This window comes from Mycolicibacter minnesotensis (assembly GCF_010731755.1).
Lineage (GTDB): Bacteria > Actinomycetota > Actinomycetes > Mycobacteriales > Mycobacteriaceae > Mycobacterium > Mycobacterium minnesotense.
In genome coordinates, this window is the sequence record NZ_AP022589.1 from 2440241 (window position 1) to 2462691 (window position 22451).

Here is a 22451-nt window from a genome sequence, read left to right on the forward strand (position 1 = left end):
TACGTCCACACCACGGCGTCAACGCCACGGCGAAGGAATGCCCGATGCCCGATGCTCCGCTGCGTGACGATCACCTCGAGCTCCTGCGCCGGCGCGCGCTGACGCAGGACGCGGCCCGCCCGCACGCGGTGCAACGCCGGCACGACGCCGGCGGGCGCACGGCCCGGGAGAACATCGCCGACCTGGTCGATCCGGGCACGTTCGTGGAGTACGGGCGGTTCGCGATCGCGGCCCAACGCGCCCGGCGCGCCATGGACGACCTCATTGCCAACACTCCCGGCGATGGCCTCCTCGGCGGAACGGCGACCATCAACGGTGCGCTGTTCGGCCCCGAACGCGGCGCCTGCGCGGTGTTGTCCTACGACTACACCGTGCTGGCCGGAACGCAGGGCGCGATCGGTCACTTCAAAAAGGACCGGCTGTTCGAGCTGATCGAGCGGCTGCGCTTGCCGACGGTGTTCTTCGCCGAGGGCGGCGGCGGACGGCCCGGGGACACCGACTACCCGACGGTGTCCTCGCTGGACGTGCCGGCTTTCGCCCTGTGGGCGAAGCTCTCCGGTCTGGTGCCGCGTATCGCGGTGGTCAACGGCCGCTGCTTCGCAGGTAATGCCGTGATCGCCGGGGCCTCGGATCTGATCATCGCCACCGCCAACACCTCGATCGGGATGGCGGGACCGGCGATGATCGCCGGCGGCGGCCTGGGCCAGGTCGCCCCCGACGACGTGGGACCCCTGTCGGTGCAGGCCCCCAACGGGGTCGTCGACATCGTGGTGGCCGATGAAGCCGAAGCGGTCGTGGTCACCAAACGGGTGCTGGGCTATTTCCAAGGCTGCACCGCTGCAGGAACCGCGCCAGAGCAGAACGCGTTGCGCACCATGATCCCCGAGCGGGCACGACGCGCTTATCCGCTCAAGCCGATCATCGAAACCTTGGCAGACACCGACTCGGTGACGTTTCTGCGGGAGAAGTTCGCACCGGAGATGGTCACCGCGCTGGCGCGGATCGAGGGCCGCCCGGTCGGCATCATCGGCAACAACACCATGGTGATGGCGGGCGCCATCACCGCAGCCGCCTCAGACAAGGCCGCGCGGTTCCTGCAGCTGTGCGACGCCTTCGGGCTGCCCATCGTGTCCTTGGTGGACTGCCCGGGTTACATGGTGGGCCCCGCTGCCGAAGCGGAGGCCTTGGTGCGGAGGGCATCTCGGCTGCTGGTGGCCGGCGCCGCGCTGCGGGTGCCACTGGTGGCGGTCATCCTGCGGCGCGGCTATGGTCTGGGTGCTCAGGCCATGATGGGCGGCAGTCTGCATGAGCCGGTACTCACCGTGGCCTGGCCCAGCGCGCACCTGGGTCCGATGGGCCTTGAAGGGGCCGTCCGGTTGGGCCTGCGCAAGGAGCTGGAGGCCATCGTCGATGCCGAGGAACGTGAGGAACGCGTCCGTCAGGCCACCGCGATCGCGCAGGAGAACGCCAAAGCGCTCAACGCCGCAACGCTTTTCGAGATCGACGACGTTATCGATCCCGCCGATACCCGAAGCCTGATCGCCGCAACGCTGGCGGCGTCCGTCCGATTCGGACAGGATGTGCCGCCGCGTCGTTTCGTCGACACGTACTAAAGGGCAGGGGCGTCATGCTGCCGCTCCCGTGACGGCACCCACCCGATGTAGGTCAGATACAGCCCGATCAGCGCGAACAGGGCGTACAGCACGCGGGTCCACCCCTCGGCCCGCATCGCGAAGCTCGCCGCAGACATGCCACTGTCGGGAAAGACGGTCAACGCGAGTCCCTTGAGGGTGGTGATCCAGCCCGTGGCCGAGACGAAGATCGCCGCAGGCCCGCGCCAATAGGGGTGCAACGCCACCACGATCAAGCCGATCAACAGCGTGAATGCCCCGGTCGCCCACAGCGCCAACGGGTCGGTCCCGTAGTTCTCGACGTCTGCCCACACCTGCGGCGCGCGGAAAATCGCCGCCGCGGTGACGATGAACAGGAATGGACCCAGCACCCGGGCGAACATGCGTGTCCGGGCCTGGGCTGCGACGGTCAGACGGTGTTCTGAAGTAACCATCACTGCACCCTCCTAGCGTTATTCCCCCAGGTTACGAGCGTGTCGGGGGCGCCGCCATCACTCGCGCAAAACGGCGATTAGGCCGGCTCGCGGCCGGTGGCGGTGTCCAGCGTCAGATCCCACGCCGACAGCCACGGGGTGATGGTCTGGGCGATCGAGAACGGGTGCGGGTCTTCGCACTTGGGCTCGGAGTAGTTGCCGTCGGAGACCGCGACGTAGATTCCCACGGCTTCGGCGCTACCGTCCTCGCGCAGTCGGTACACCGGTCCGCCGGAGTCGCCGCAGGTACCACCGGTTTGGAAGCGAACCTTGTTCACCTCACTGGCCACCACCGGTCCGCATAACGCACCGCCACTACGGATCCCGTAGTGGCACAACACATCACCGACAGCCACCGATTCAGCGATCCCGGTCACCGGATGACCGTCGACCATCGACGTCAGTGGGATCTTGCCCGGATCATCCAGGCTGATCAGCCCGATGTCATAGTCGTCCCAATCGCTGCCGTCATGGACGGTCTCGGTGAACGTGCCGATTGTGCGATAGGCGAAGGCGCCGCCGTGACGGATCTCCACCGCGCCGTGACCGCCGCCCGGATTGCAGTGTCCAGCCACCAGTAGTCCGGGGCGGCCGTCGCGGTCGCGCACCAGGAATCCGGTGGTGCAGCTGGCACCGGCTTCGTCGCCGACAGGCTCGATGTTGATGCCGATACCGGGGCCGATCGCGTGGGCCATCGGGATCGGCGTCTGCGGGTGTATCGGGTACGCGCGGTTCACCAGGTACAACCCGACGAAGATCGCGGTGACCACCACGGCGGTCCCGATCCGCCACGCCGCGGTCCTCACCCTGTCCCCGCGGTCGCGTCCCGTCACCGACGCAACGGTAGCGGCAGCGCCCTTGCGTAGGCTTGGCAGATGGCGTCCCCGACTCTGACCGCCGACTTCGCCCACCAGTTCCCCGAACTCGCGAAGTCCTGGCAGGCCGCCACGCCACCGGAACCGAGGCTGCTGGTCCTCAACGAGAAACTGGCAGGTGAGCTGGGATTGGATCCGGCTTGGTTGCGCAGTCCCGACGGACTGGCGCTGTTGACCGGCGCCGACGTCCCCGATGGCGCTGCCCCGGTGGCGCAGGCCTATGCCGGACACCAGTTCGGCAACTACGTGCCGCTCCTCGGCGACGGCCGCGCGCTGCTGCTCGGCGAACTCGCCGGCGATCACCTCCGCGACATCCACCTCAAGGGCTCCGGGCGGACACCATTCGCCCGAGGAGGCGACGGGCTGGCCGTGGTCGGCCCGATGCTGCGCGAGTACGTGATCAGCGAAGCCATGCACGCCCTGGGCATCCCCACCACCCGTTCGCTGGCCGTGGTGGCCACCGGAGCGCTGGTGCAGCGGGAGACCCCGCAACCCGGCGCGGTGCTGACCCGTATCGCCGCCAGCCACCTGCGGGTGGGCAGCTTCCAACTGGCCGCCCAGCAGGCGCATGCCACAGGCGACCTGGGGCTGCTGCGCCGGCTGGCCGACTATGCGATCGCCCGGCATTACCCCGATGCCAGACAAGCCGAAAACCCCTACCTCGCACTGCTTGCGGCGGTGATCGAGGCCCAGGCGTCGCTGATCGCGGACTGGATGCTGGCCGGATTCGTGCACGGGGTGATGAACACCGACAACATGACCATCTCCGGGGAGACCATCGACTACGGGCCGTGCGCCTTCATGGAAGCCTACGATCCGGCGACAGTGTTCAGCTCCATCGATTACGCCGGTCGGTACGCCTACGGCAATCAGCCCCTGGTCGCCCAGTGGAACCTGGCCCGGTTCGCCGAGACCGTCCTGCCACTGCTGGCCGCCACCGAGGAGTTGGCATTGGCCGTGGCGGTAGAGACCCTCGAGGGATTCATGCCGCGCTATCACGGGCTGTGGTCTGCCGGCATGGTCGCCAAGTTCGGGCTGGCGGCCAGTGTGGAGTCCATCGCCCTGGTCGACCAGGCGTTGGCGCTCATGACCGAGCACCAGGTGGACTACACCTCGTTCTTCCGCCGGCTGGCGCACGCGGGGCGTGGTGACACCGCGGCACTGCCCGCGGTGTTCGGCGATTGGCTGCCGCGCTGGCGGGCCATGAACCCCGACATCGACGCGATGGAGTGCGTGAACCCGGTCTACATCCCGCGTAATCACCTGGTGGAGCAGGCATTGACCGCCGCGATGCGGGGCGACCTCGCGCCGGTGGACCAGTTGCTGGGCGTGATCACCGACCCGTTCCGGCAGCGTGCTGGCCTGGCGGACTACGAGTCCCCGGCGCCACCGGAATTCGGTGCTTACCGCACTTTCTGCGGGACCTGATCCCCGGCCCGATGCGCACCGTGACCGGCCGGCACCTGGGGGGCTTTCAGTCCCGGCGGGGCGGCATGGCGACCCGTTGACACCCTGCCGTTCTCGCTGATCTCGAAACGCCGTGCCAGCCACGCCAGCGGCCCGGGCGCCCACCAATTCCATCGGCCCATCAGGTGCATGAACGCCGGCACCAGCACCATCCGGATCAGGGTGGCATCCACCAACACTGCCAGGGTCAGACCGAGCCCCAGCATCCGCATGAACGACACCTGCGCGGCGATCAGTGCCGCGAACGAGATGGACATGATCAGTGCCGCGGCGGTGATCACCCGGGCGGTGTGCGCCAGCCCCAGAGCCACACTCTCGTCGTTGTCGGCGCGGGTGCGCCCCGAGGCCAGCCAGTATTCCCGGATGCGGGACACCAGGAACACCTCGTAGTCCATCGAGAGCCCGAACGAGATGCAGAACAGCAACACCGGCACGTTGGCGACCAGCATCCCGGTGGGCGTCGTCCCCAGCGCACCGAGATGCCCGTCCTGAAAGATCCAGACCAGTGCGCCGAAGGCGGCCGACAGCGACAAGATGTTGAGGATCAGCGCTTTGATCGGCAACACCACACTGCCGGTCAGCAGGAACAGCAGCCCGAAGGTGATGGCGGCGATCAGCCCCAGCACCTGGGGCAGTCGGTCGGTGATCGCGTTGACGCTGTCCCGGTTGATCTGCGCCAGCCCACCCATCTGGACCGGCTGGCCGGCTGGTCCCGGTACCTCGTGCAGCCGATCGAGCTGGGCTTCGGAGGCATCCGAGAACAGCGGGGCGGTGCCGGCGACCGTCAACAGCACCGTGTCGTCGTTGATCCCGGTGGCCGCCGAGGGTTCACCCACCCGGTTGCCTGAGACGAAGGTGCCGGTGGGCGCCGACACCGAGGACACCCCCGACACCCGGGACAGCTCGGCGGCGTAGCGATCCAGCTCCTCGGGTGCGATCGCGTGGGCGTCGCGCACCACGATCGGCACCGCCCGGTCGGAGTCGTCGGCGAACTTCTCGCGCAGCGCGTCGCCCACCTGGTGCGCGGACGCCGATTGTGGCAGCACCCGGTCATCCGGGTAGCCCCACTTCACCCCGAGAAACGGCAGCCCGACCGACACCAGCAGCGTGACCACCACCAGACCGATCGGCACCGCGTGGCGGGCGACGAAGCTCGTTGACCGGTACCAGAATCCCTCTTCGATCGGTCGTGCCACCGGTTCGGGACGCCGCAACAGCCGGCGCAGCCCGCGCCGCAGATCCAGTGCGTCCAGCCGCGGGCCCAGCAGGGCGATCGCCGCCGGTGTGACCACGATGGCGGCCAGTGCCACGAACGTCACGGTCGCCACCCCGGCGTAGGCGAACGATTTGAGGAAGTACATCGGGAACAAGACCATGGCCGCCATCGACAGCGCGACGGTGATCGCCGAGAACAGCACGGTGCGGCCCGCGGTGGTCATGGTCCGGACCAGGGCCTCGTCGGGCGCGGCGCCTTCGGCGAGCTCGTCGCGGTAGCGGCTGATGATCAACAGGGTGTAGTCGATGGCCAGCGCCAATCCCAGCGCGGTGGTCAGGTTCATCGCGAAGATCGACACGTCCGTGCTCAACGTGATCAGCCGCAGCACGGCCATCGACCCCACAATCGCCAGACCGCCGAGCGCGATCGGCAATGCCGCCGCCAGCAGGCCGCCGAAAACCCACACCAGCACCGCGAAACTCAACGGGATCGCAATCGATTCCATCAGCAGCAGGTCGTGTTGATTCTGATTGTTGATCTGCGCGTAGATCATCGCGCCGCCACCGGCTCGGACGGTGACGCCATCGCGGTCGTGGGCTAGCTGGTCGGCAAGCGTGCGGGCGTACTTCTGCGCGTCGTTCTCGCCGCCCTTGAGGTTGGCCACGATCAGACCGGCAGTCCCATCGGTGCTTTTCAGGCGGGCGGCCGCCGACGGCGGATCCGTCCACGGCGAGGCGACGTTGAAGACAAACGGCGACTGCCGCAGTGCCGCAGCGATCTCGGTGCCGACGGCGCGTCCCTTCGCGCTGTCGGCGCCGTCGGGTGCGCTCACCAGAATCAGCAGCTGTTGGTCGCTCTGGCCGAAGGTGTCGGTCAACAACTGGGTGGTCTGGGCGGACTCCGAATGGGGGTCCTGGAATCCGCCCGCGGACAGACTGTCTGCCACCGGGATTCCGAATACCGCTGCGGCCACCATGACCAGCCCGGCGAGGGCAAGGACACGGCGCGGAGCGGAGAGGGCCAACACGGCGATCCGGTGCAGCACGTAGTGACCTTCCGCCTCAAGGGTCAAACGAGGGTGCGGAGGGCACCCCTACCGACAACATACGTAGTCCACGGCCCGCACGTTCACCATTTGCGAGCGTGCCGCGCCGTTGAACCACAGTCCCGCCCGCACCGTGATCTCGACATGGGCAACACTGCGACCGGGGCCGTGGATGCTGCGCAATCCCCTTGCCGTTGCTTCGCCCTGGCCAACACAGCGGAAGTGCGGGAACGTATTCGGATGGACAACGTCGCGCTGGGGTGTCGGTGACCGGCTTCGACGCCGACCTGCTGGTGGTCGGCGGCGGACCCGGCGGCCTGGCCGCGGCGTTGTCTGCGCGCCAGCACGGGTTGTCGGTGATCGTCGTCGATCCGCGGGCCGGGCCGATCGACAAGGCCTGCGGGGAGGGGCTGATGCCGGGCGGGCTGGCCGTGCTGAAGGCGCTCGGGGTGGACCCCGACGGTATGGCGCTGCACGGCATCACCTACCTCGACCACCAGCGCCGGGCCCAAGCGTCCTTCCGCGATGGTGCGGGGCGCGGGGTACGACGCACCACATTGCATGCCGCGCTGGCCGATGAGGCCAAGCGCAACGACGTTGACTGGATCCATACGCGGGTGGGCGACGTGGTCCAAGACGCGGCCGGAGTCACGGCGGGCGGTGTTCGAGCCCGATGGCTCATCGGCGCCGACGGACTGCACTCCACGGTCCGCCGCGCCGTCGGGATCGCCAGCGTCGCAGGAAATCCACGGCGCTACGGGGTGCGGTCGCACTACCGGATTGCGCCGTGGTCGCCGTTCGTGGAGGTGTACTGGTCACGCTGGGGTGAGGCATATGTGACGCCGGTGGAACCCGGTCTGGTGGGGGTTGCCGTCTTGTCGCCGCAGCGTCCGCAGCTCGACTGGTTTCCTGCCCTGACCGCTCGGCTCGGCGACGCCGAAAACGGCCCGTCGCGCGGCTGCGGCCCGCTGCGGCAGGTGGTTTCGCGGCGCGTCGCCGGCCGGGTGCTGCTGGTCGGTGACGCCGCCGGATACGAGGACGCGCTGACCGGAGAGGGCATCAGTCTGGCCGTCAAGCAGGCCACAGCCGCCGTCGCGGCGATCGTCGACGACAACCCGCAGGCCTACGAGCGCCAATGGCGGACGATCACGCGCCGCTATCGGCTGCTCACCCGCGGTCTGGTGCTGGCCAGCGCGTGGCAGCCGACCCGACGTGCTGTGGTCCCGGCCTGTCGGGCGCTGCCGGCGGTGTTTGACCGCGCGGTGCATCTGCTGGCCCACTGAGGGCCCGCTCGACGACGGCCAGAACCCTCTGGGAGGAGCCGCGGGAGTCGACGGTGATGCGCACCGAACCGTCGGGATAGTTGCGGACCTGTAGCCCACTGGCGTCGAAGATCTCGCTCCATGATCGGCCCGCCGCCGGCAGGTAGACGAAGTTCGCGTGGGAATCGGTGGTGTAGGCACCGGCGGCGCGCAGCCGTGCACTCAGATAGCTGCGCTCGGCGACGATGTGCGCGATGCGCTGCTCCAGTTGGGCGTGGGCGGCGTAGGAGGCGGCCACCGCCACCGTGCAACCGGCATTGATGCCGAACGGCAGCTGCAAAGACCACAGCAGTTCGGCCAATTCCGGTGCCGCCAATGCGTATCCGATACGCAGACCCGCCAGGCCATAGGCCTTGGAGAACGTGCGCAGCACCACGACGTTCGAGAAGCGCTCGATGAGCCGGTGGACGTCGACGCGCCGGGCGGTGGCGACGAACTCGATGTAGGCCTCGTCGAGCAGCACGATGGTGTCGGTGGGCACCTCGCTGATGAACCGCTCGACGTCGCCAACGGACTCCAGGGTGCCGGTCGGATTGTTGGGCCGGCACAGCACCACCACCCTCGCGTCCTGGGCGGCATGGGCCATCGCGGCCAGGTCATGATGGCCGTAACTGTCGAGGGGAACGTGGACCGCAGCCAGCCCCGCCATCCGGGCGAACGCGAGATACCCCTCAAAGATGGGCATACTCAGCACGATCCGGTCGCCGGGTACCGCTGCGGCCTGCAGCAGTCGCAATGCCAGCCCGGAGGCCCCGGGACCGATGGCCACCTTCTCCTGCGGCACCCCGAGGTGTTCGGCGACCAGGCCGCGCAACCGCGTCGGCAGGAACTCCGGATAGCGGTTGGCCGCACCGATGAAGTCGGCCAGTGCCGCGCGCACCGCCGGCAGTGGTGGTAGCGCGCTCTCGTTGAGTGACAATGCGCAGGGGTCGACCGCAGGCGGGAGGATGGCGCGAAGCCGGCTGTTCGCCGAATCCTGCTGCGCCGCCGAGGTCATTGCGGACGTCCGCCCCACCGGAAGGCCGCCGCACCGGCGAAGTCCCCGGCGTGCGCGAAGCCGGCCATCACCACAACCTCACCGGGCTGCACCCGGTTCTCGCTGATGGCCCGATCCAGATTGATCGGGATACCGGCGCCGAACAGGTTGCCGCACTCGTCAAAGGTGTCGACGTGTCGGGATTCGGGCAACTCCAGGGCCTCGCGCCAGTTGCGCAGGAAGACCCGGTTGGGCTGGTTGGTCACCAGCAGTCCGATATCGGCGGGTGACAGGTGATTACGGTGGCAGACCGCGAGCGCGACTTCGGGGACCTGCCGATTGCCGCGGGCGAGCACCTTGGTGATCTTGTCCTCGGTGAAACCGATGTAGCCGGCGCCGGGGCCCGGCTCCCACCATTTGCGGGGCGGATCGATGGTGTAGGTCATGTCGCCGGCGTACTGGCCGTAGGTGCGGCATTCGACGTCGATGATCGGGGACTGATCAGACAGGGTCAGCAGCCCGACCGCGGCACCGTCACCGGGAACCGAAGCCTGCGACTTGCTGCGTACGGCGGGCTGATCGAAGACCTGGCCCGCCGCGTTCTGGGCGATCGCGATCAGCGCGCTGCGCCCGGCGCCGGCGGCCAACAGCTGCCGGGCAAGGTTGATCCCCAGCACGAACGCCGCGCAGCCCCCGTTGTGCAGATCCAGCACCGTGCTCGGTCGCATCCCCAGTCGGTGGGCGATACCGCCGCCCGAGCCGCAGAACGGGATGTCGGGCAACTGGGTGTGGGTGATCAGGATGTCGACGTCTTCCAGGGTGTCTTTACCGTGGCGCTCGAGGATTCCCTGTGCCGCCCTTTCAATCATGTCGACCGCGGACTCGTCGGTAGCCACATGATGACGGAATCGAGGCGCACGGAACATCAGATTGTCGCGCAACGCATCGGATTCGGCGTACTGCGTGTAGTAGTCGGCGGGGACGGGCTCGCCGGGAAGGTAGCTGGAGACGTCGATCAGGCTTACTGCGGGTCGACTCGGCTGGTTCATCGTCTCGCCTCACTGCATCCAGGCCGGCGTGACCGGCAGGCCGTTGTGGTGGCGGTATTCCGCGATCGCCTTGAGGTTCTTCAGTTCCAGTAGGTGCCCGGCCCCGAACATGTCCCAGAAGTCGCCCACCCAGACCGGGCGCTCCGGCGGTGCGGTGTCCGGATAGGGGTTCTCGTCATAGAACGGGTGGTGGCAATTGGTCCACAGCACAACCGATCCGGGCTTGTTGAACACCAGCTGCGCGTCGACCACCCGGATCAGGTAGATCATCCACAAGTGGTCGGGCTGGTCCCAGGCGCAGTGATAGTCGACGGTGCGGGCTTCCCGATTGAACTCGGTGCGGGTGTAGATCTTGGTCTCCGAGCCCAGCCGGTCATAGGCCAGCCAGAGGCCTGCCTCGTCGGTGGGGGTGAAGCCGCGCAGGCTGTAGGTCCATTCCTCCAGGCTGCGGGTGTCGGCGAGGTAGTCGAACAATTCGTCGGGCGGGCAGTCGATGTAGTCGTTGACGGTGCAGTAGTTGCCGAAGACCACATCGTGGGGGTAGACCGAGCGCATCATCTCCATGATGATCGGCGTGGCGACCTCGCGCGGGCTGGTCTCGACTCGGATCAATCCATCGAGAGACCCGGGCGTACCGGTGTGGTCGTTGATATCAGCGAGGGCTGGCAGCGACATCGAGGTGATCCTCCTTGTGTATGGACTCTTGGTCGTGATGCCCTACGGGGGCAGTGGCTTTCGGTGAATCGGTGGCGGACAGGAACGGTGCGAACGGCGGTATCTCGTCAGCGGCACATTCGACGCTGATCACCGAGGGCCCGTCGTGGTCCAACGCGGCTGCCAGGGCCGCGCGAAATGCGTCGGCGTCATCGACGTCGATCGCCTTCAGGCCTGGGAACATCGCGGCCAGCCCGGCACCGAGGTGGCTGGGGGAAAAGCGGTTGTAGCTGTAGAAGCCTTGGTAGAACAACTGCTCACGGGTGACGCACATGGCGTGCGCGTTGTTGTTCATCAGGACGAACAGAATGGGGAGCCGGTACTGCACGGCGGTGTGGATCTCCATGCCATGCATGAAGAACGAACCGTCGCCGGCGATCACCACGGTGCGCCGCCCGCGGCCCAGGGCCATGCCGATGCCGGCCCCGAAGCTGTATCCCATGCCGCCCATCCCCAGGGCCACCAGGAAGCGCCCTCCAGCGCGTGGCGGCAGGTAGTGAATGGCCGCCGCTCCGGTGTTGCCCGCGTCGACGACGACGTCGACCTCTGCGGGCAAGGCCCGGTCCAGCTCTGCCATCGCCTCGCGATAGCGCACCCCCGGGCCGGTGTGGGCGGGTGGTTGCAACTCGGTGTGCGGCACCGTTTCGGGCACCCGCAGCCACCTGGGGCGCCCCTCGCCGGAGAGATCCCGAACGAGGGCCCGCAGCGACTGCCGCAGATCGTCAGTGTGCACATGCGTGCACGCAACGTAGGGGGGTGCCGAACCGATCGACACGGTGCGGACCGCACTCAGGGCCTCTTCGAGGCCGGCGCGTGCGGTCAACGACAACCGGGTACCCACCACCAGGCACACCGCGCTGGTGGCCAGTGCCTCAGCGGCCGAAGGATGGCCCATGATGCCGGCCACCCCGAGTGCCGACGACGATCCCAAACCCGATGTGCCGGAGACGTCCTTGGCGTCGGGCACGCACACCACCCGGGCGCGCAGCAGGGCACGCAGTTCCTCAAGTTCGGTGCGGGCGTCGTCGCGGGCCACCTGCTCACCGGCGATGATCGTGACCGGTCCGCGAGCATGGCGCAGCGTCTGCACAATCGGGTGCGGGTCGCTGATCAGTGGGCGATCGGCCGCGCCGTTGCGCGAAATCGGCCCGCTGGCGACATGGCCTTGCTGAATGTCCTTGGGCAGCAACAGCACTGCGGGTCCACCGGCGCGGGCGGCGGCGATGGCCCGGGGCAGGGCCGCCACGATGCCCTCCGGGGAGAGCACCCGCTCGCAGAACACCGACACCGCTGAGAACAGGGCCGCAGCATCGATCGCGCCGTTGCGGCCGCTGGTGTCCTGAAAGCTGCCGCGGCCGTCCAAGATGCTCGGCGCCTGACCCACCAGCGCCAGCACCGGGACCCTGCTGGCCAACGACTCGCCCAGGCCGGCAACCAAGTTCAGTGCACCGCCCCCCGAAGTCGCGGCCACCACGCCCAGTCCCGCACCGCTGCGGCTGTAGCCGTCGGCCATCGTGGCGGCCGAGAACTCATGTTTGGCCAGGACTGCGGTGATCTCCGGGTGGAAATACGCTGCGTCGTAAAGATCTTCGATATTCGCGCCGTCGACCCCGAAGAGGTGGCTGACTCCCCGTGCCGCCAGTTGGGCGACGATGAAATCGGCCACCGAAACGATCCTGGACATCTGCCCCCACCTAACTCCCGACGATGTCTGTGACACGGTGTGCGTCTGGCGTTGGTTCAGGCCCTACAGCGTGCGCTCCAGCAGGACTTGGCCGTTGACGGCGGAGACCACCTGCACCGCGGCGATCTGATCGGCCGGTGTCGAGATGCTGGCGGCCGGTGTCGCGGTGTGTCCGGGTTCGGCGACCCAGGTCGCCAGCCGGGTCTGGCTGCCGTCGCGGCCCACGACCACCAGTGCCAGCGTGTCGTGGTGGGCGTTGACCGGTGCCAGGCAGACGCAACTCAAGTCGATGTGACTTCCCCAGGACTGGCTGCTGACCATGACCGTGGAGGCCAGTGCGGTGGTGCCGACCTGCGCCATCGGTACCGCCTCGTGATGAGGGGAGTGGGCAGGGGAGGAGCTGATGCCGATCAGCACGCCGATTCCGAGCACGGCGGCCGCCGCGGCCGACGCCGTCCACGCCATGATCCGGGTCCGCCGGCGCCGCCGGTGCACCTCGGCCAACAGTGCCGGCAGCAGGCTGGCCGGGGGCTGCGGTGGGTCGGATTCGTTGATCGCGGCCACACAGTCACTGTCGAGCTGCGACAGCAGCGCGGGAACGCCGCTGATCTCGGTGACGGCGTCCCGGCATTGGGGGCAGCCGGCCAGGTGTCCCTCGAACTCCCGGCGATCGGCCGCAGACAGGGAGCCGAGCACGTAGGCGGCATCCCACATGGCGTAGGGATGCTGGTCTTCGACCGGCCACGCGGGGCCGGCGTCTCGCGGCGACATCATCGGGTCACCCCCATCTCCTGCAGAGCCAGGCGCAGAGCCCGCACTGCGTAGTGCAGGCGTGATTTCACCGTTCCCTCTGCGATGCCAAGATCGTGTGCCGTCTGTCCCGTGGTCCAGCCACGGTAGTAGGACCGTTCGATCACCGCGCGATGCTCCGGTGACAGGTTGGCCATGGCGTCGGCGATCAACATCCGGTCCAGGGCGGTGTCCACCTCGTCGCGGGTGGGTTGGTCGGGTGCGGTGGTCTCGTCGAAGGAGGCGACGACGTTGCGGAATTTGGGGCTGCGCCGTTCGTCGATGATCATGTTGCGCGCCACGGTGCACAGCCAGGCCCGCGGGGAACGCTCGGTGTCATCGATCACCTCGGGGTGCTGCCAGGCGCGCAGCAGCGTCTCCTGAACCACGTCCTCGGCGCGGCTGGCGTCGCCGGTCAGGCGCATGGCGTAGCGCCACAGCACGGCGGCGTGTTCGTCATACAGCGCTTTCATCAGCGCGGCTTCGTGGTCAGGCGGGATGCCGATACGAGGCAAGCTGATCACCTCCTGCCTAGTGATACGACGTAGCGGCCCGGTGGGTTCATGCTCGTTGCGGATACCCCGACGAGTCAGCCGGGAATCCAGCTCCCGTGAAAGCCGTGCGGCACGCGCCGGGGCAGCTGCACCCGGGCGACCGGTTCGGCGTCGAACTCCGATGCGCTGATGATCACCAGTTCGCTGCAGTGGCGCACCGGACTGTAGACGTAGGTCAGATACCAGCCGGCCGATTCGTCGGTCTGCCCCGGAGCCGGGGCGAACACCGCCTCGTCTGGTGCGCCGGCGGTGCCGTTGACACCGAACCGGTACACCTGGGCACTGTCGCGTGCCAGGTCGTAGCGGACCAGGCCCTCTTTGCCGACGGTGACGGCGTAGCGGGCGTCGGTGCCCACCCGCCGGTCATCCACCCGAGGAAACTCGATGTCCCGGTCGTCGAGCTGAACCTCACGCACCGCTCCGGCCGCCAGATCGATGGTCCAACGCCACAGCGAAGCATCGGTCTCGAAGTCGCTGTTGTCGCGCCAGATCTCTGGGTAGCGAACCACCTGAATCACAATCGACTCGCCCTGCGGCCCGGAAACGTCGAACGCGTTGGCGATGTGGAACACGTAGCACGGTTCGATGTCGAACCAGCGGATCGGCCCGAAGGGGTCATCGCGGCGCAGCACTCCCAGGCGGGCGGCGTAGCCGTCATCCCAGCGGTAGGGCAGGTCACGGTCGACCGGCCCGGTCAGCGCCACTTGCGGGTTGAACACCACGGGCAGGTCCAGGAACACCACGTGGTCTGCGGTCAGCGCGAAGTCGTGCATCAATGTCATCGCGGGAACGTCGATCGGTCGCCGGATCGCCACGGTGCCGTCGGCACCGGCACGGTAGTAGGTGATGTGTGGGTGGGCGAAGTCGCCGTAGCCGAAGAAGTGCAGCTCGCCGGTCTTGGGACACACCTTGGGGTGCGGGGCCATCGAATCGACCAGCTTGCCTGCGAAGTCGTAGGCGCCCAGGGTGTCGAGCTCACGGCTGATCTCGTAGGGCAGGGAGGCATCCATCAGTGCCAGGGTCTTGCCGGCGTGCTGGATCACGTGGGTGTTGGCGGCGCTGGCGTGCAGGTTGCGGCTGCCGTCGGGGCGCAGTCGCGGCAGCGGCTGATCGAAGCTTTCGGTACGCACCCAGCGGTTGCGGTACCAGGCGGCCCGGCCGTGGTGCAGCCGGACACCGTGCACCATGCCGTCGCCGGTGCACCAATGCCCGCCCGCCGATCGAGGGTTGGGGCCGTTGCGCAGGTACCAGCCGTCGAGCTCCGGCGGAATGCTGCCCTGCACCGGTAGATCGAACGCGGTGAGCTCGTCGGCGACGGGGGAGTAGTTGCTGGGACGAAAGACCGAGAAGACGGTCTCTGGGGCCTGCAGGACCGCCACCGGCGTGCCCGACGCCGGCAGATCCGCGGTGCCGTTGACCTGCCGGGTGGCGCCGTGGTGTTCGGGGGCGACTGCCGCGTGGGGTTGGTCGACGGTGAAGTCGCTGCGATCCAGCAGGGACAGCGCCACCAGTGTTTCGGACAACTCGGCGACGGCGTCCTGGCACAGCCCGCAGTGGTCCAGGTGGGTCTGGAACTCGAGGTGCTCGGCTGCCGACAGGGATCCCAGCACGTAGGCGGCATCCCAGGCGGCGTACTCGCGGTGCGAGGTCGTCATGGCAGTGTTCTCGCCGCGCGCAGGCTCTGCTGCAGGGCCCGCAGCGCGTAGTGCAGTTGTGTTTTCACGCTGACTTCCGCCATTTCCCGATCGGCTGCGATCTGCTGGGTGCTCCAGCCGTCGTAATAGGCACGGCGTAGCAGGGCGCGTTGTTCAACCGAGAGCTGAGTCAGTGCAGCGGCCACGTCAGCCCGGCTGGGTGCGCGGTCGCGGCGTGCGGGCGCCATCGCCTGGCGACTTGCCGGGGGTGTTCCTTTATCCATGCACCGGCCTCCCCGAGTGACACGCTGCGGCGGCCTGGCCGGTTCACCTCTGATCCCCCGGAACCGGTCGTGGCCCGTTGGTTCAGTCTGGCCCGCGCGCGGCGGCAGGGGAAGGGGTTCGTTGTGGCGTGCTGTTTTTACGAGGTGCTGGTGACCAGTTCCAGATCCCAGGCCTGCAGCCACGGCTTGATCAGCTGCGCGACCGAGGACTCCTGCGTGCCCTTGCACACCGCGTCGGGATCTTGGCCGTCGGACACCACGCTCAGGATGCCGACCGCTTCGGCGGTGCCGTCGGGCCGGACCCGGTATGCCGGGCCGCCGGCATCGCCGCAGGTACCGGCCGCGGTGAAGCGCACCGAGTCCCGCTCGCCGGCGACCACTGTGCCGCACATCGGCTCACCGCTGCGCACCCCCAGGTGGCAGAGCTCGTCGCCGATCTCCACGCTGTCGGCCACCCCGGTCACCGGGCGACCGTCGACCTCGGAGGACAGCGGGAACTTGTCGTGGCGGTCCAGAACGATAAGCCCGATATTGGAGTCGCCCCAGCGGTCGCCGTCATAGACGCTCTGGGTGAACCCGCCGACGGTGGGGTAGAGGGCGCCGTGGTGGATGGCCACCTCACCGGACCCGCCCGGCTTGTTGCAATGCCCCGCGGACAGCAGGCCCGGCTGCCCGGTGTTGGTGCGGACCAAGAACCCCGCGGTGCAGCTGGTGGACTCCGAACGTCCGGTGCCGGACACGTTGATACCGACGCCGGGACCGATCGCCTCGGCAGCCGGCAGTGGGATCAACTGCCGCACCGGTTGGGCACGGGTGGCCCAGACGATGCCGGCCAGGACTGTGAGCGCGCCGGCCACGATGGCCAGGCGCTTAAGCAGGGTTCTGGGCGGGAGTCGTCGAATGGCGTCCACTCAGACAACGCTACCGACGTTTTTTTGCGGGTTTGTGGGCGAGCGGGTTACGTGGGGATGAACAGGGGGAGTGGGGAATGTCACGGTGGGGGGGAGTGGGTGCTGGCGTCGCATGAAGTATCTGTGCCGGTGACAACCATCTGGCTGGTCCCATTGATTTACCGTTGCCGCAGGGCCATTGTGCGCAAGTTGGAACGCGGGACACAGGACGTAAAGCCGCACAGCTCCGAGGTCGATTGCTATTTCCAGGTCGTGGACGATGCAGATGGGACTCGGCTGCTTCACCTGAGCACATTCGGTTCGGACGGCCGGGCATCGGCGCCGAAGAGTAGTCAGTCGATCCAGATTGATGAAGAGATGGCACACCAATTAGTGGCCCTCTTAGTTGAGACATTCCCACGGGCGCAGCCGGACGTCCTTCGCGGCGAGGCCTAGGCCCTTTCAAATCCTGCTGGAAAGAATCTAATTCGGGACCGCGTAGGTGGCACTCGGGACCTCGCAGCACGGGCCAATAGGTTCGTCTTCGTCAACTCCACGGCGACACCCGCCAGAACGCCATCCAGGTCCTGGCACGCCCCATCCCCCTCCCGCCCCCTGAGACCATGTACCGATGACCGCAACGCTCGTCGCCAAGAACATCGCTGGCGGTTTCGCGCACCGCACACTGTTCGAGGGCCTTGACCTGACCGTGGCACCGGGGGACGTCATCGGCGTCGTGGGCGCCAACGGCGCCGGCAAGAGCACCCTGTTGCAGATCCTGGCCGGCGATCTCGAGCCGCTCGAGGGCGCGGTCAGCATCGCGCCGGCCGATGGGTTTGTCGGGTGGCTGCCGCAGGAGCACGAGCGGGTGGAAGGCGAGACCGTCGCCGCCTATATCGCCCGCCGGACCGGCTGCGCGCAGGCGTCGCAGGCCATGGACGCTGCGGCGGCAGCCCTGGCTGATCCGGATCAGGCTCCCGCGAGTATCGATCCGGCCGACGCCTACTCGGTGGCGCTGGACCACTGGCTGGCCACCGGTGCGGCCGACCTCGACGAACGGGTGCCAGCGGTGCTGGCCGACCTGGGCCTGGACTCCGAGGCGGTGCAGCCCGAATCGACGCTGATGACCGGGCTGTCGGGTGGGCAGGCCGCCCGGGTGGGTTTGGCCGCGCTGATGCTTTCGCGGTTCGACATCGTCCTGCTCGACGAGCCGACCAACGATCTCGACCTGGACGGGCTGGCCCGGCTGGAGCAATTCGTCCGGGATCTACGCGGCGGAGTGGTGCTGGTCAGCCACGATCGGGAGTTCTTGGCCCGCAGCGTCACGCGCGTCCTGGAATTGGACCTGGCCCAGAACACCACGACGGTCTTCGGCGGCGGATACGACAGCTACCTCGAAGAACGAGAGATCAACCGCCGGCACCGGCGCGAGCAGTACGAGGAGTTCGCCGAGAAAAAAGCCGACCTGGTCGCCCGCGCCCGCACGCAGCGGGAATGGTCGAGCCAGGGCGTCCGCAATGCCATGCGCAAGGCGCCGGACAACGACAAGATCCGCCGACGCGCCGCCACCGAATCCAGCGAGAAACAGGCGCAGAAGGTGCGTCAGATGGAGAGCCGGATCGCCCGCCTGGAGGAGGTGGTCGAACCCCGCAAGGAATGGACCCTGCAATTCAGCATCGGGGCTGCGCCACGGTCAAGCTCGGTGGTCGCAACGCTCGACAATGCCGTGGTGCGCCAAGGCGATTTCACCCTCGGACCGGTGTCGCTACAGGTGGATGCGGGCGAACGGATCGGCATCGTGGGCCCCAACGGGGCGGGAAAGTCGACGTTGCTGCGACTGCTGCTCGGCCGCCAGCAGCCCGATGCGGGCCGGGCCAGCTTGGGAGCCAATGTCGCGATCGGTGAAATCGATCAGGCGCGGGCCGATTTCACCGGTTCCGCCCGTCTCGTCGACCGCTTCGAGCAGCGGGTGCCGGACTGGTCGACCGCCGACGTGCGAACCCTGCTGGCGAAGTTCGGGCTGACCGCCGACCATGTGGAACGCGCGGTCGACGACCTCTCACCCGGGGAGCGGACCCGCGCCGGCCTGGCGCTGCTGCAAGCCTGCGGCACGAACGTGCTGGTCCTGGACGAACCGACCAACCATCTCGATCTGCCCGCCATCGAACAGCTGGAGCAGGCGCTGGAAACCTACGACGGCGCGCTGTTGCTGGTGACTCACGACCGCCGGATGTTGCAGAACGTCCGATTGGACCGCTCCTGGCGAGTCGAGAACGGGCGCGTCACAGAGTTGTAGGCGAGCTGGCGCGTTCACGCGACTGGCATTTTCCTTAGAGATATGATGTGGTGTAGACCACGTTAGAAACTCTGATGTGACGTAGACCACAGGAGCCGATGTAATGACCGCTTTCTTGACTGGCTTGGGCGTCACGGCAGCCACCGCGACCACCGCCGCCGGCATGATGGGCCACGCCACCGTGGCACTGTGCGTCGGTCTGGTATCGGCGGCCTTCTTCGCCGGCCAGATCTGCTGAAAAGCCCCCTGAATGGCGGCACCTGAGCCGCCGAAATCCGCATCGGGTGCCCCTAGGGTGACGCTGGACGCCGACAACTATCGTCGAGCGATGACCCCCGAGGAGCGGCTGACCGCGCTCGAACACATCGAGGCGATCAAAGCCCTCAAACACCGCTACTTTCGGGCCTGCGATGCCAAAGACCCCGAAACCTTCCGGGCCTGCTTCATCGCCAATGGCGCCGACATCCACTACGGCGCATTGGGCGGGTTCGACGATGCCGACAAAATCGCCGCGGTATTCACCAAGATCGCGCTGCACACCGTGGACGGCAAACCGGTGATCCTGGACATGCACCACGGCATGCACCCCGACATCGCCCTCACCGGCCCCGGCACGGCCACCGGCCACTGGACGCTGAAGTTCCGCCAGCTCAACATGATCGAGCGCACCGAACGCCTGCTCACCGGTGAGTACGACGACGACTACCGGATCGAGGACGGGGCCTGGAAGATCGCCCGCAGCCACTTCCGCCAGCTCTGGGCCATCACCCGGCCCCTGGGCGATGACGCCATCGTGGAGGTTTAGGGCGATGAGTACACCGATCGCCTTGGTCACCGGCGCCAGCCGCAGCGTCGGCAAGGGCATCGCGCTGGCCCTGGGCTCGCACGGCTGGACCGTCTACGTCACCGCACGCGGTGAGGTCGGTGCCGACGGGCCACTGGATGAGACCGCCCGCGAGGTCACGCAGCGCGGTGGGCGCGGCATCGCCGTGCAGTGCGATCACCGCGACGACGCGCAGATCGCGACGCTGTTCGCTCGCATCGCCGAGGAGCAGGACGGCCGGTTGGATCTGCTGGTCAACAATGTCTGGGCCGCGCCCAAGGGCTTCGCCGGGTTCACCGAGAAGTTCTGGCAGCGCCCGCTGTCGGACTGGGACACCCTGATCGGGGTGGGCCTGCGCACCCACTACGTCGCCTCGGTGTACGCCGCGCAGCTGATGGTCCCGCGCGGGGCGGGCCTGATCGCCAACATCTCCTCATTCGGCGCCCGCGGACACCTGCACTCGGTGCTCTACGGCATGTCCAAGGCCGGGCTGGACAAGATGACCGCCGACATGGCCGTGGAGCTCACCGGTACCGGGGTGAGCGCGGTGTCGCTCTGGCCGGGCCTGGTGAAAAACGAAGTGATGCAGGGCTTCATGGATCGCGGCCTGGACAACTTCCAGGGCTTCCCGCTGGCCAACGCCGAAACGCCGGAGTTCATCGGCCGCGTCATCGCCGCCCTCGCCGTGGACCCCGACCTCGCCGCCCGCAGTGGACACACCCTGATCACCGCCGAGACCGCGCTGGATTACGGCATCACCGACCTGGCCGGTAACCAGCCCGATTCGCACCGGAGCCTGTTCGGCGGCGGCCCGCTGTATTGACGCTGCGGCTAATTTCAGCTGCTAGCCGTGGCGCCACACCCGCAGCGCCGCGGTGACCATCGGAATCTGCAACGGCAGACGCGCCAGCGTCGCGGCCCGCAACCACGGCTTGTCCCAGAACAGCCGGACGCTGTTGAGGTTTCCCGGGTACACGGCGACGAACAGCGCGGCGGCGGCCAGTCCGGCCCGCCTGCGGGTGCTAGGCACCAACAGCAGCGCCCCGATCACCACCTCGGCGACTCCCGAGGCGTAGGTGTAGAACCGGGCGCTGCCGGGCAGTTCGACCGGAATGATGCTGTCGAAGGGCTTGGGCCAGGCGAAATGGGCGGTCCCGATACCGAGCAGCATGCCGGCGAGCCAGCGAGCACGGGTAATCGCGGAGCGCTGCTGCACTGTGGTGGTCGTCACGCCCCGAGTGTAGCTGCGGCGGCTACCAGTTACTGGGGACGTAATCCTTGAGGAAGCAGCCATAAAGGTCCTCGCCGGCTTCCCCGCGCACGATCGGGTCATAGACCCGCGCGGCGCCGTCGACCAGATCCAACGGCGCGTGGAAACCCTCCTCGGCCAGGCGCAACTTGGTGGGGTGCGGACGCTCATCGGTGATCCAGCCGGTGTCCACCGCGGTCATCAGGATGCGATCGTTCTCCAGCATCTCGGCCGCACTGGTGCGGGTCAGCATGTTCAGCGCGGCCTTGGCCATGTTGGTGTGCGGATGCCCAGGGCCTTTGTACTGGCGGCTGAACTGGCCCTCCATCGCCGACACGTTGACGACGTACTTGCGGCGGGCGGTCGCTGCCGCCATCGCCGGGCGCAGCCGGCTCACCAGGATGAACGGGGCGGTCTGGTTACAGAGTTGCACCTCGAGCAGCTCCAAGGCGTCGACCTCGTGCACCCGCTGGGTCCAGCTGTTCACCGAAGCGGTGTCGGGCAACAGTCCGCCGGCATCGATCGCGGTGCCGGCGGCGATCCGCTCCGGGGAGGCGCTGCGCGCGGTCAGGGCCAGCTCGGTCAGGGCGTGCGGCTCCTGGTGCGCGGCGAGGCTGCCGGCCAGCGCCGCGGGATGGGCGTCGCTGACATGGTCGAAGGTGATGACGTCGACGAGCTCGTTGGCCGGAGTGCGCTCGGCCTGCACCAGGGCCGCATACGAGCCCGGCGCGCGCCGCACCGTTTGCGCCGCGTTGTTGATCAGGATGTCCAACGGGCCCTGGGCGGCCACCGTGTCGGCCAACGCCACCACCTGAGCCGGATCACGCAGGTCGATGCCCACCACCTGCAGCCGATGCAGCCAGTCGGCGCTGTCGGGCATCGCGGCGAACCGGCGCACCGCATCGTTGGGGAAACGGGTGGTGATGGTGGTGTGCGCACCGTCGCGCAGCAGCCGCAGCGCGATGTACATGCCGATCTTGGCCCGCCCGCCGGTGAGCAGGGCGCGTCGGCCAGACAGGTCGGTGCGGGCGTCACGCTTGGCCCGGCTCATGGCCGCACAGTCCGGGCAGAGCTGGTGATAAAACGCGTCGACCTGCGTGTAGTGCGTCTTGCAGATGTAGCAGGCCCGCGAGCGCAGCAGGGTGCCCGCCGAGGCCCCGACGGCCGCAGACACCAGCGGGATGCCCTGCGTCTCGTCGTCGATACGTCCCGGCGCTCCGGTGGCCGTGGCGGCGATCACGGCCTTATCGGCGGTGGCCACGGCGTCGCGCTTGGCGCTGCGGCGAGCCTTCTTGACCGCTTTGAACATGCGCGCGGTGGCCCGGCGCACCGCCACGGCGTCGGGGTGCTCGGGCGGCAGCGCATCGATCTCGGCCAGCACCTGTAGGCAGGTGGCGAGCCTTTCGGAGTCGATCGCGGTCACGTCTGGAAGGGTATCGGGCCTGGTGCCCGATTATTGAATTGCTCAAGATCGCCCATA

Annotated in this window: 21 protein-coding genes; 7 read left to right on the forward strand and 14 right to left on the reverse strand. The window is 67.9% G+C overall.

Features of this window, described 5'->3' with window-relative positions; genetic code table 11:
• The first annotated feature begins 44 nt into the window (after positions 1 to 44).
• The gene (locus G6N09_RS11300) at positions 45 to 1613 is read left to right on the forward strand and encodes an acyl-CoA carboxylase subunit beta (RefSeq protein WP_083022741.1); all 1569 of its coding nucleotides are present in this window, start codon (positions 45 to 47) and stop codon (positions 1611 to 1613) included.
• Here G6N09_RS11300 and G6N09_RS11305 read toward each other — a convergent pair.
• Both G6N09_RS11305 and G6N09_RS11310 read right to left on the reverse strand, forming a co-directional pair.
• Entirely contained in the window at positions 1610 to 2065 is a 456-nt protein-coding gene (locus tag G6N09_RS11305; protein WP_083022742.1) for a hypothetical protein, read from the reverse strand. The two genes, G6N09_RS11300 and G6N09_RS11305, sit on opposite strands and share 4 nt — an antisense overlap.
• Before the next feature lie 77 nt (positions 2066 to 2142).
• A complete protein-coding gene (locus tag G6N09_RS11310; RefSeq protein WP_234806896.1) occupies positions 2143 to 2937 on the reverse strand; it encodes a chymotrypsin family serine protease in 795 nt (264 codons plus the stop codon).
• A 42-nt stretch (positions 2938 to 2979) separates the two neighbouring features.
• Here G6N09_RS11310 and G6N09_RS11315 point away from each other — a divergent pair, with 42 nt between their 5' ends.
• Positions 2980 to 4407, forward strand: coding sequence for a protein adenylyltransferase SelO (locus G6N09_RS11315; RefSeq protein WP_083022744.1), 1428 nt, complete (start codon positions 2980 to 2982; stop codon positions 4405 to 4407).
• Here the strand turns inward: G6N09_RS11315 and G6N09_RS11320 are convergent.
• Complete coding sequence (locus G6N09_RS11320) at positions 4383 to 6707, reverse strand: MMPL family transporter (protein WP_083022745.1); 2325 nt, start codon at positions 6705 to 6707, stop codon at positions 4383 to 4385. The genes G6N09_RS11315 and G6N09_RS11320 overlap by 25 nt on opposite strands.
• A 266-nt stretch (positions 6708 to 6973) precedes the next feature.
• Here G6N09_RS11320 and G6N09_RS11325 point away from each other — a divergent pair, with 266 nt between their 5' ends.
• Positions 6974 to 7990: an NAD(P)/FAD-dependent oxidoreductase gene (locus tag G6N09_RS11325; RefSeq protein WP_083022828.1), complete on the forward strand. Its 1017-nt coding sequence runs from the start codon at positions 6974 to 6976 to the stop codon at positions 7988 to 7990.
• Here the strand turns inward: G6N09_RS11325 and G6N09_RS11330 are convergent.
• The 9 genes from G6N09_RS11330 to G6N09_RS11370 all read right to left on the reverse strand — a co-directional run bounded on the left by G6N09_RS11330 (position 7875) and on the right by G6N09_RS11370 (position 16624).
• Positions 7875 to 9026, reverse strand: a complete 1152-nt coding sequence (locus G6N09_RS11330) for an aminotransferase class I/II-fold pyridoxal phosphate-dependent enzyme (protein ID WP_083022746.1) — start codon at positions 9024 to 9026, stop codon at positions 7875 to 7877. The genes G6N09_RS11325 and G6N09_RS11330 overlap by 116 nt on opposite strands.
• A complete protein-coding gene (locus tag G6N09_RS11335) occupies positions 9023 to 10054 on the reverse strand; it encodes a 3-oxoacyl-ACP synthase III family protein (RefSeq protein WP_083022747.1) in 1032 nt (343 codons plus the stop codon). The genes G6N09_RS11330 and G6N09_RS11335 overlap by 4 nt, the downstream gene beginning before the upstream one ends.
• A 9-nt stretch (positions 10055 to 10063) precedes the next feature.
• Positions 10064 to 10729, reverse strand: a complete 666-nt coding sequence (locus G6N09_RS11340) for a DUF8713 domain-containing protein (RefSeq protein WP_083022748.1) — start codon at positions 10727 to 10729, stop codon at positions 10064 to 10066.
• Positions 10707 to 12452 (reverse strand): thiamine pyrophosphate-binding protein, encoded by a 1746-nt coding sequence (locus G6N09_RS11345; RefSeq protein WP_083022749.1) that lies wholly within the window; start codon positions 12450 to 12452, stop codon positions 10707 to 10709. Before G6N09_RS11345 ends, G6N09_RS11340 begins: the two co-directional genes overlap by 23 nt.
• Positions 12453 to 12515: 63 nt before the next feature.
• The gene (locus G6N09_RS11350; RefSeq protein ID WP_083022750.1) at positions 12516 to 13226 is read right to left on the reverse strand and encodes an anti-sigma factor family protein; all 711 of its coding nucleotides are present in this window, start codon (positions 13224 to 13226) and stop codon (positions 12516 to 12518) included.
• Positions 13223 to 13714, reverse strand: coding sequence for a sigma-70 family RNA polymerase sigma factor (locus G6N09_RS11355; RefSeq protein ID WP_109558809.1), 492 nt, complete (start codon positions 13712 to 13714; stop codon positions 13223 to 13225). Before G6N09_RS11355 ends, G6N09_RS11350 begins: the two co-directional genes overlap by 4 nt.
• Before the next feature lie 116 nt (positions 13715 to 13830).
• Positions 13831 to 15450 (reverse strand): carotenoid oxygenase family protein, encoded by a 1620-nt coding sequence (locus G6N09_RS11360; protein WP_083022751.1) that lies wholly within the window; start codon positions 15448 to 15450, stop codon positions 13831 to 13833.
• A complete protein-coding gene (locus tag G6N09_RS11365) occupies positions 15447 to 15635 on the reverse strand; it encodes a sigma factor-like helix-turn-helix DNA-binding protein (RefSeq protein ID WP_234806897.1) in 189 nt (62 codons plus the stop codon). Before G6N09_RS11365 ends, G6N09_RS11360 begins: the two co-directional genes overlap by 4 nt.
• Positions 15636 to 15850: 215 nt before the next feature.
• A complete protein-coding gene (locus G6N09_RS11370; protein ID WP_083022753.1) occupies positions 15851 to 16624 on the reverse strand; it encodes a chymotrypsin family serine protease in 774 nt (257 codons plus the stop codon).
• A 610-nt stretch (positions 16625 to 17234) separates the two neighbouring features.
• Between G6N09_RS11370 and G6N09_RS11375 the strand changes: the two genes are divergently transcribed.
• The 4 genes from G6N09_RS11375 to G6N09_RS11385 all read left to right on the forward strand — a co-directional run bounded on the left by G6N09_RS11375 (position 17235) and on the right by G6N09_RS11385 (position 20545).
• Complete coding sequence (locus G6N09_RS11375; RefSeq protein WP_083022754.1) at positions 17235 to 18899, forward strand: ABC-F family ATP-binding cassette domain-containing protein; 1665 nt, start codon at positions 17235 to 17237, stop codon at positions 18897 to 18899.
• Positions 18900 to 19002: 103 nt separating this feature from the next.
• Positions 19003 to 19137, forward strand: coding sequence for a hypothetical protein (locus G6N09_RS20320; RefSeq protein ID WP_264002423.1), 135 nt, complete (start codon positions 19003 to 19005; stop codon positions 19135 to 19137).
• Positions 19138 to 19227: 90 nt separating this feature from the next.
• A complete protein-coding gene (locus G6N09_RS11380) occupies positions 19228 to 19704 on the forward strand; it encodes a nuclear transport factor 2 family protein (RefSeq protein ID WP_083022831.1) in 477 nt (158 codons plus the stop codon).
• Positions 19705 to 19708: 4 nt separating this feature from the next.
• Entirely contained in the window at positions 19709 to 20545 is an 837-nt protein-coding gene (locus G6N09_RS11385; protein ID WP_083022755.1) for an SDR family NAD(P)-dependent oxidoreductase, read from the forward strand.
• A gap of 21 nt (positions 20546 to 20566) precedes the next feature.
• On the opposite strand, the gene G6N09_RS11390 is transcribed toward G6N09_RS11385, so the two are convergent.
• Positions 20567 to 20893, reverse strand: coding sequence for a DoxX family protein (locus tag G6N09_RS11390; protein ID WP_109558810.1), 327 nt, complete (start codon positions 20891 to 20893; stop codon positions 20567 to 20569).
• 82 nt (positions 20894 to 20975) lie between these two features.
• The gene (locus tag G6N09_RS11395; RefSeq protein WP_083022757.1) at positions 20976 to 22394 is read right to left on the reverse strand and encodes an SDR family NAD(P)-dependent oxidoreductase; all 1419 of its coding nucleotides are present in this window, start codon (positions 22392 to 22394) and stop codon (positions 20976 to 20978) included.
• Between the last annotated feature and the right edge of the window lie 57 nt (positions 22395 to 22451).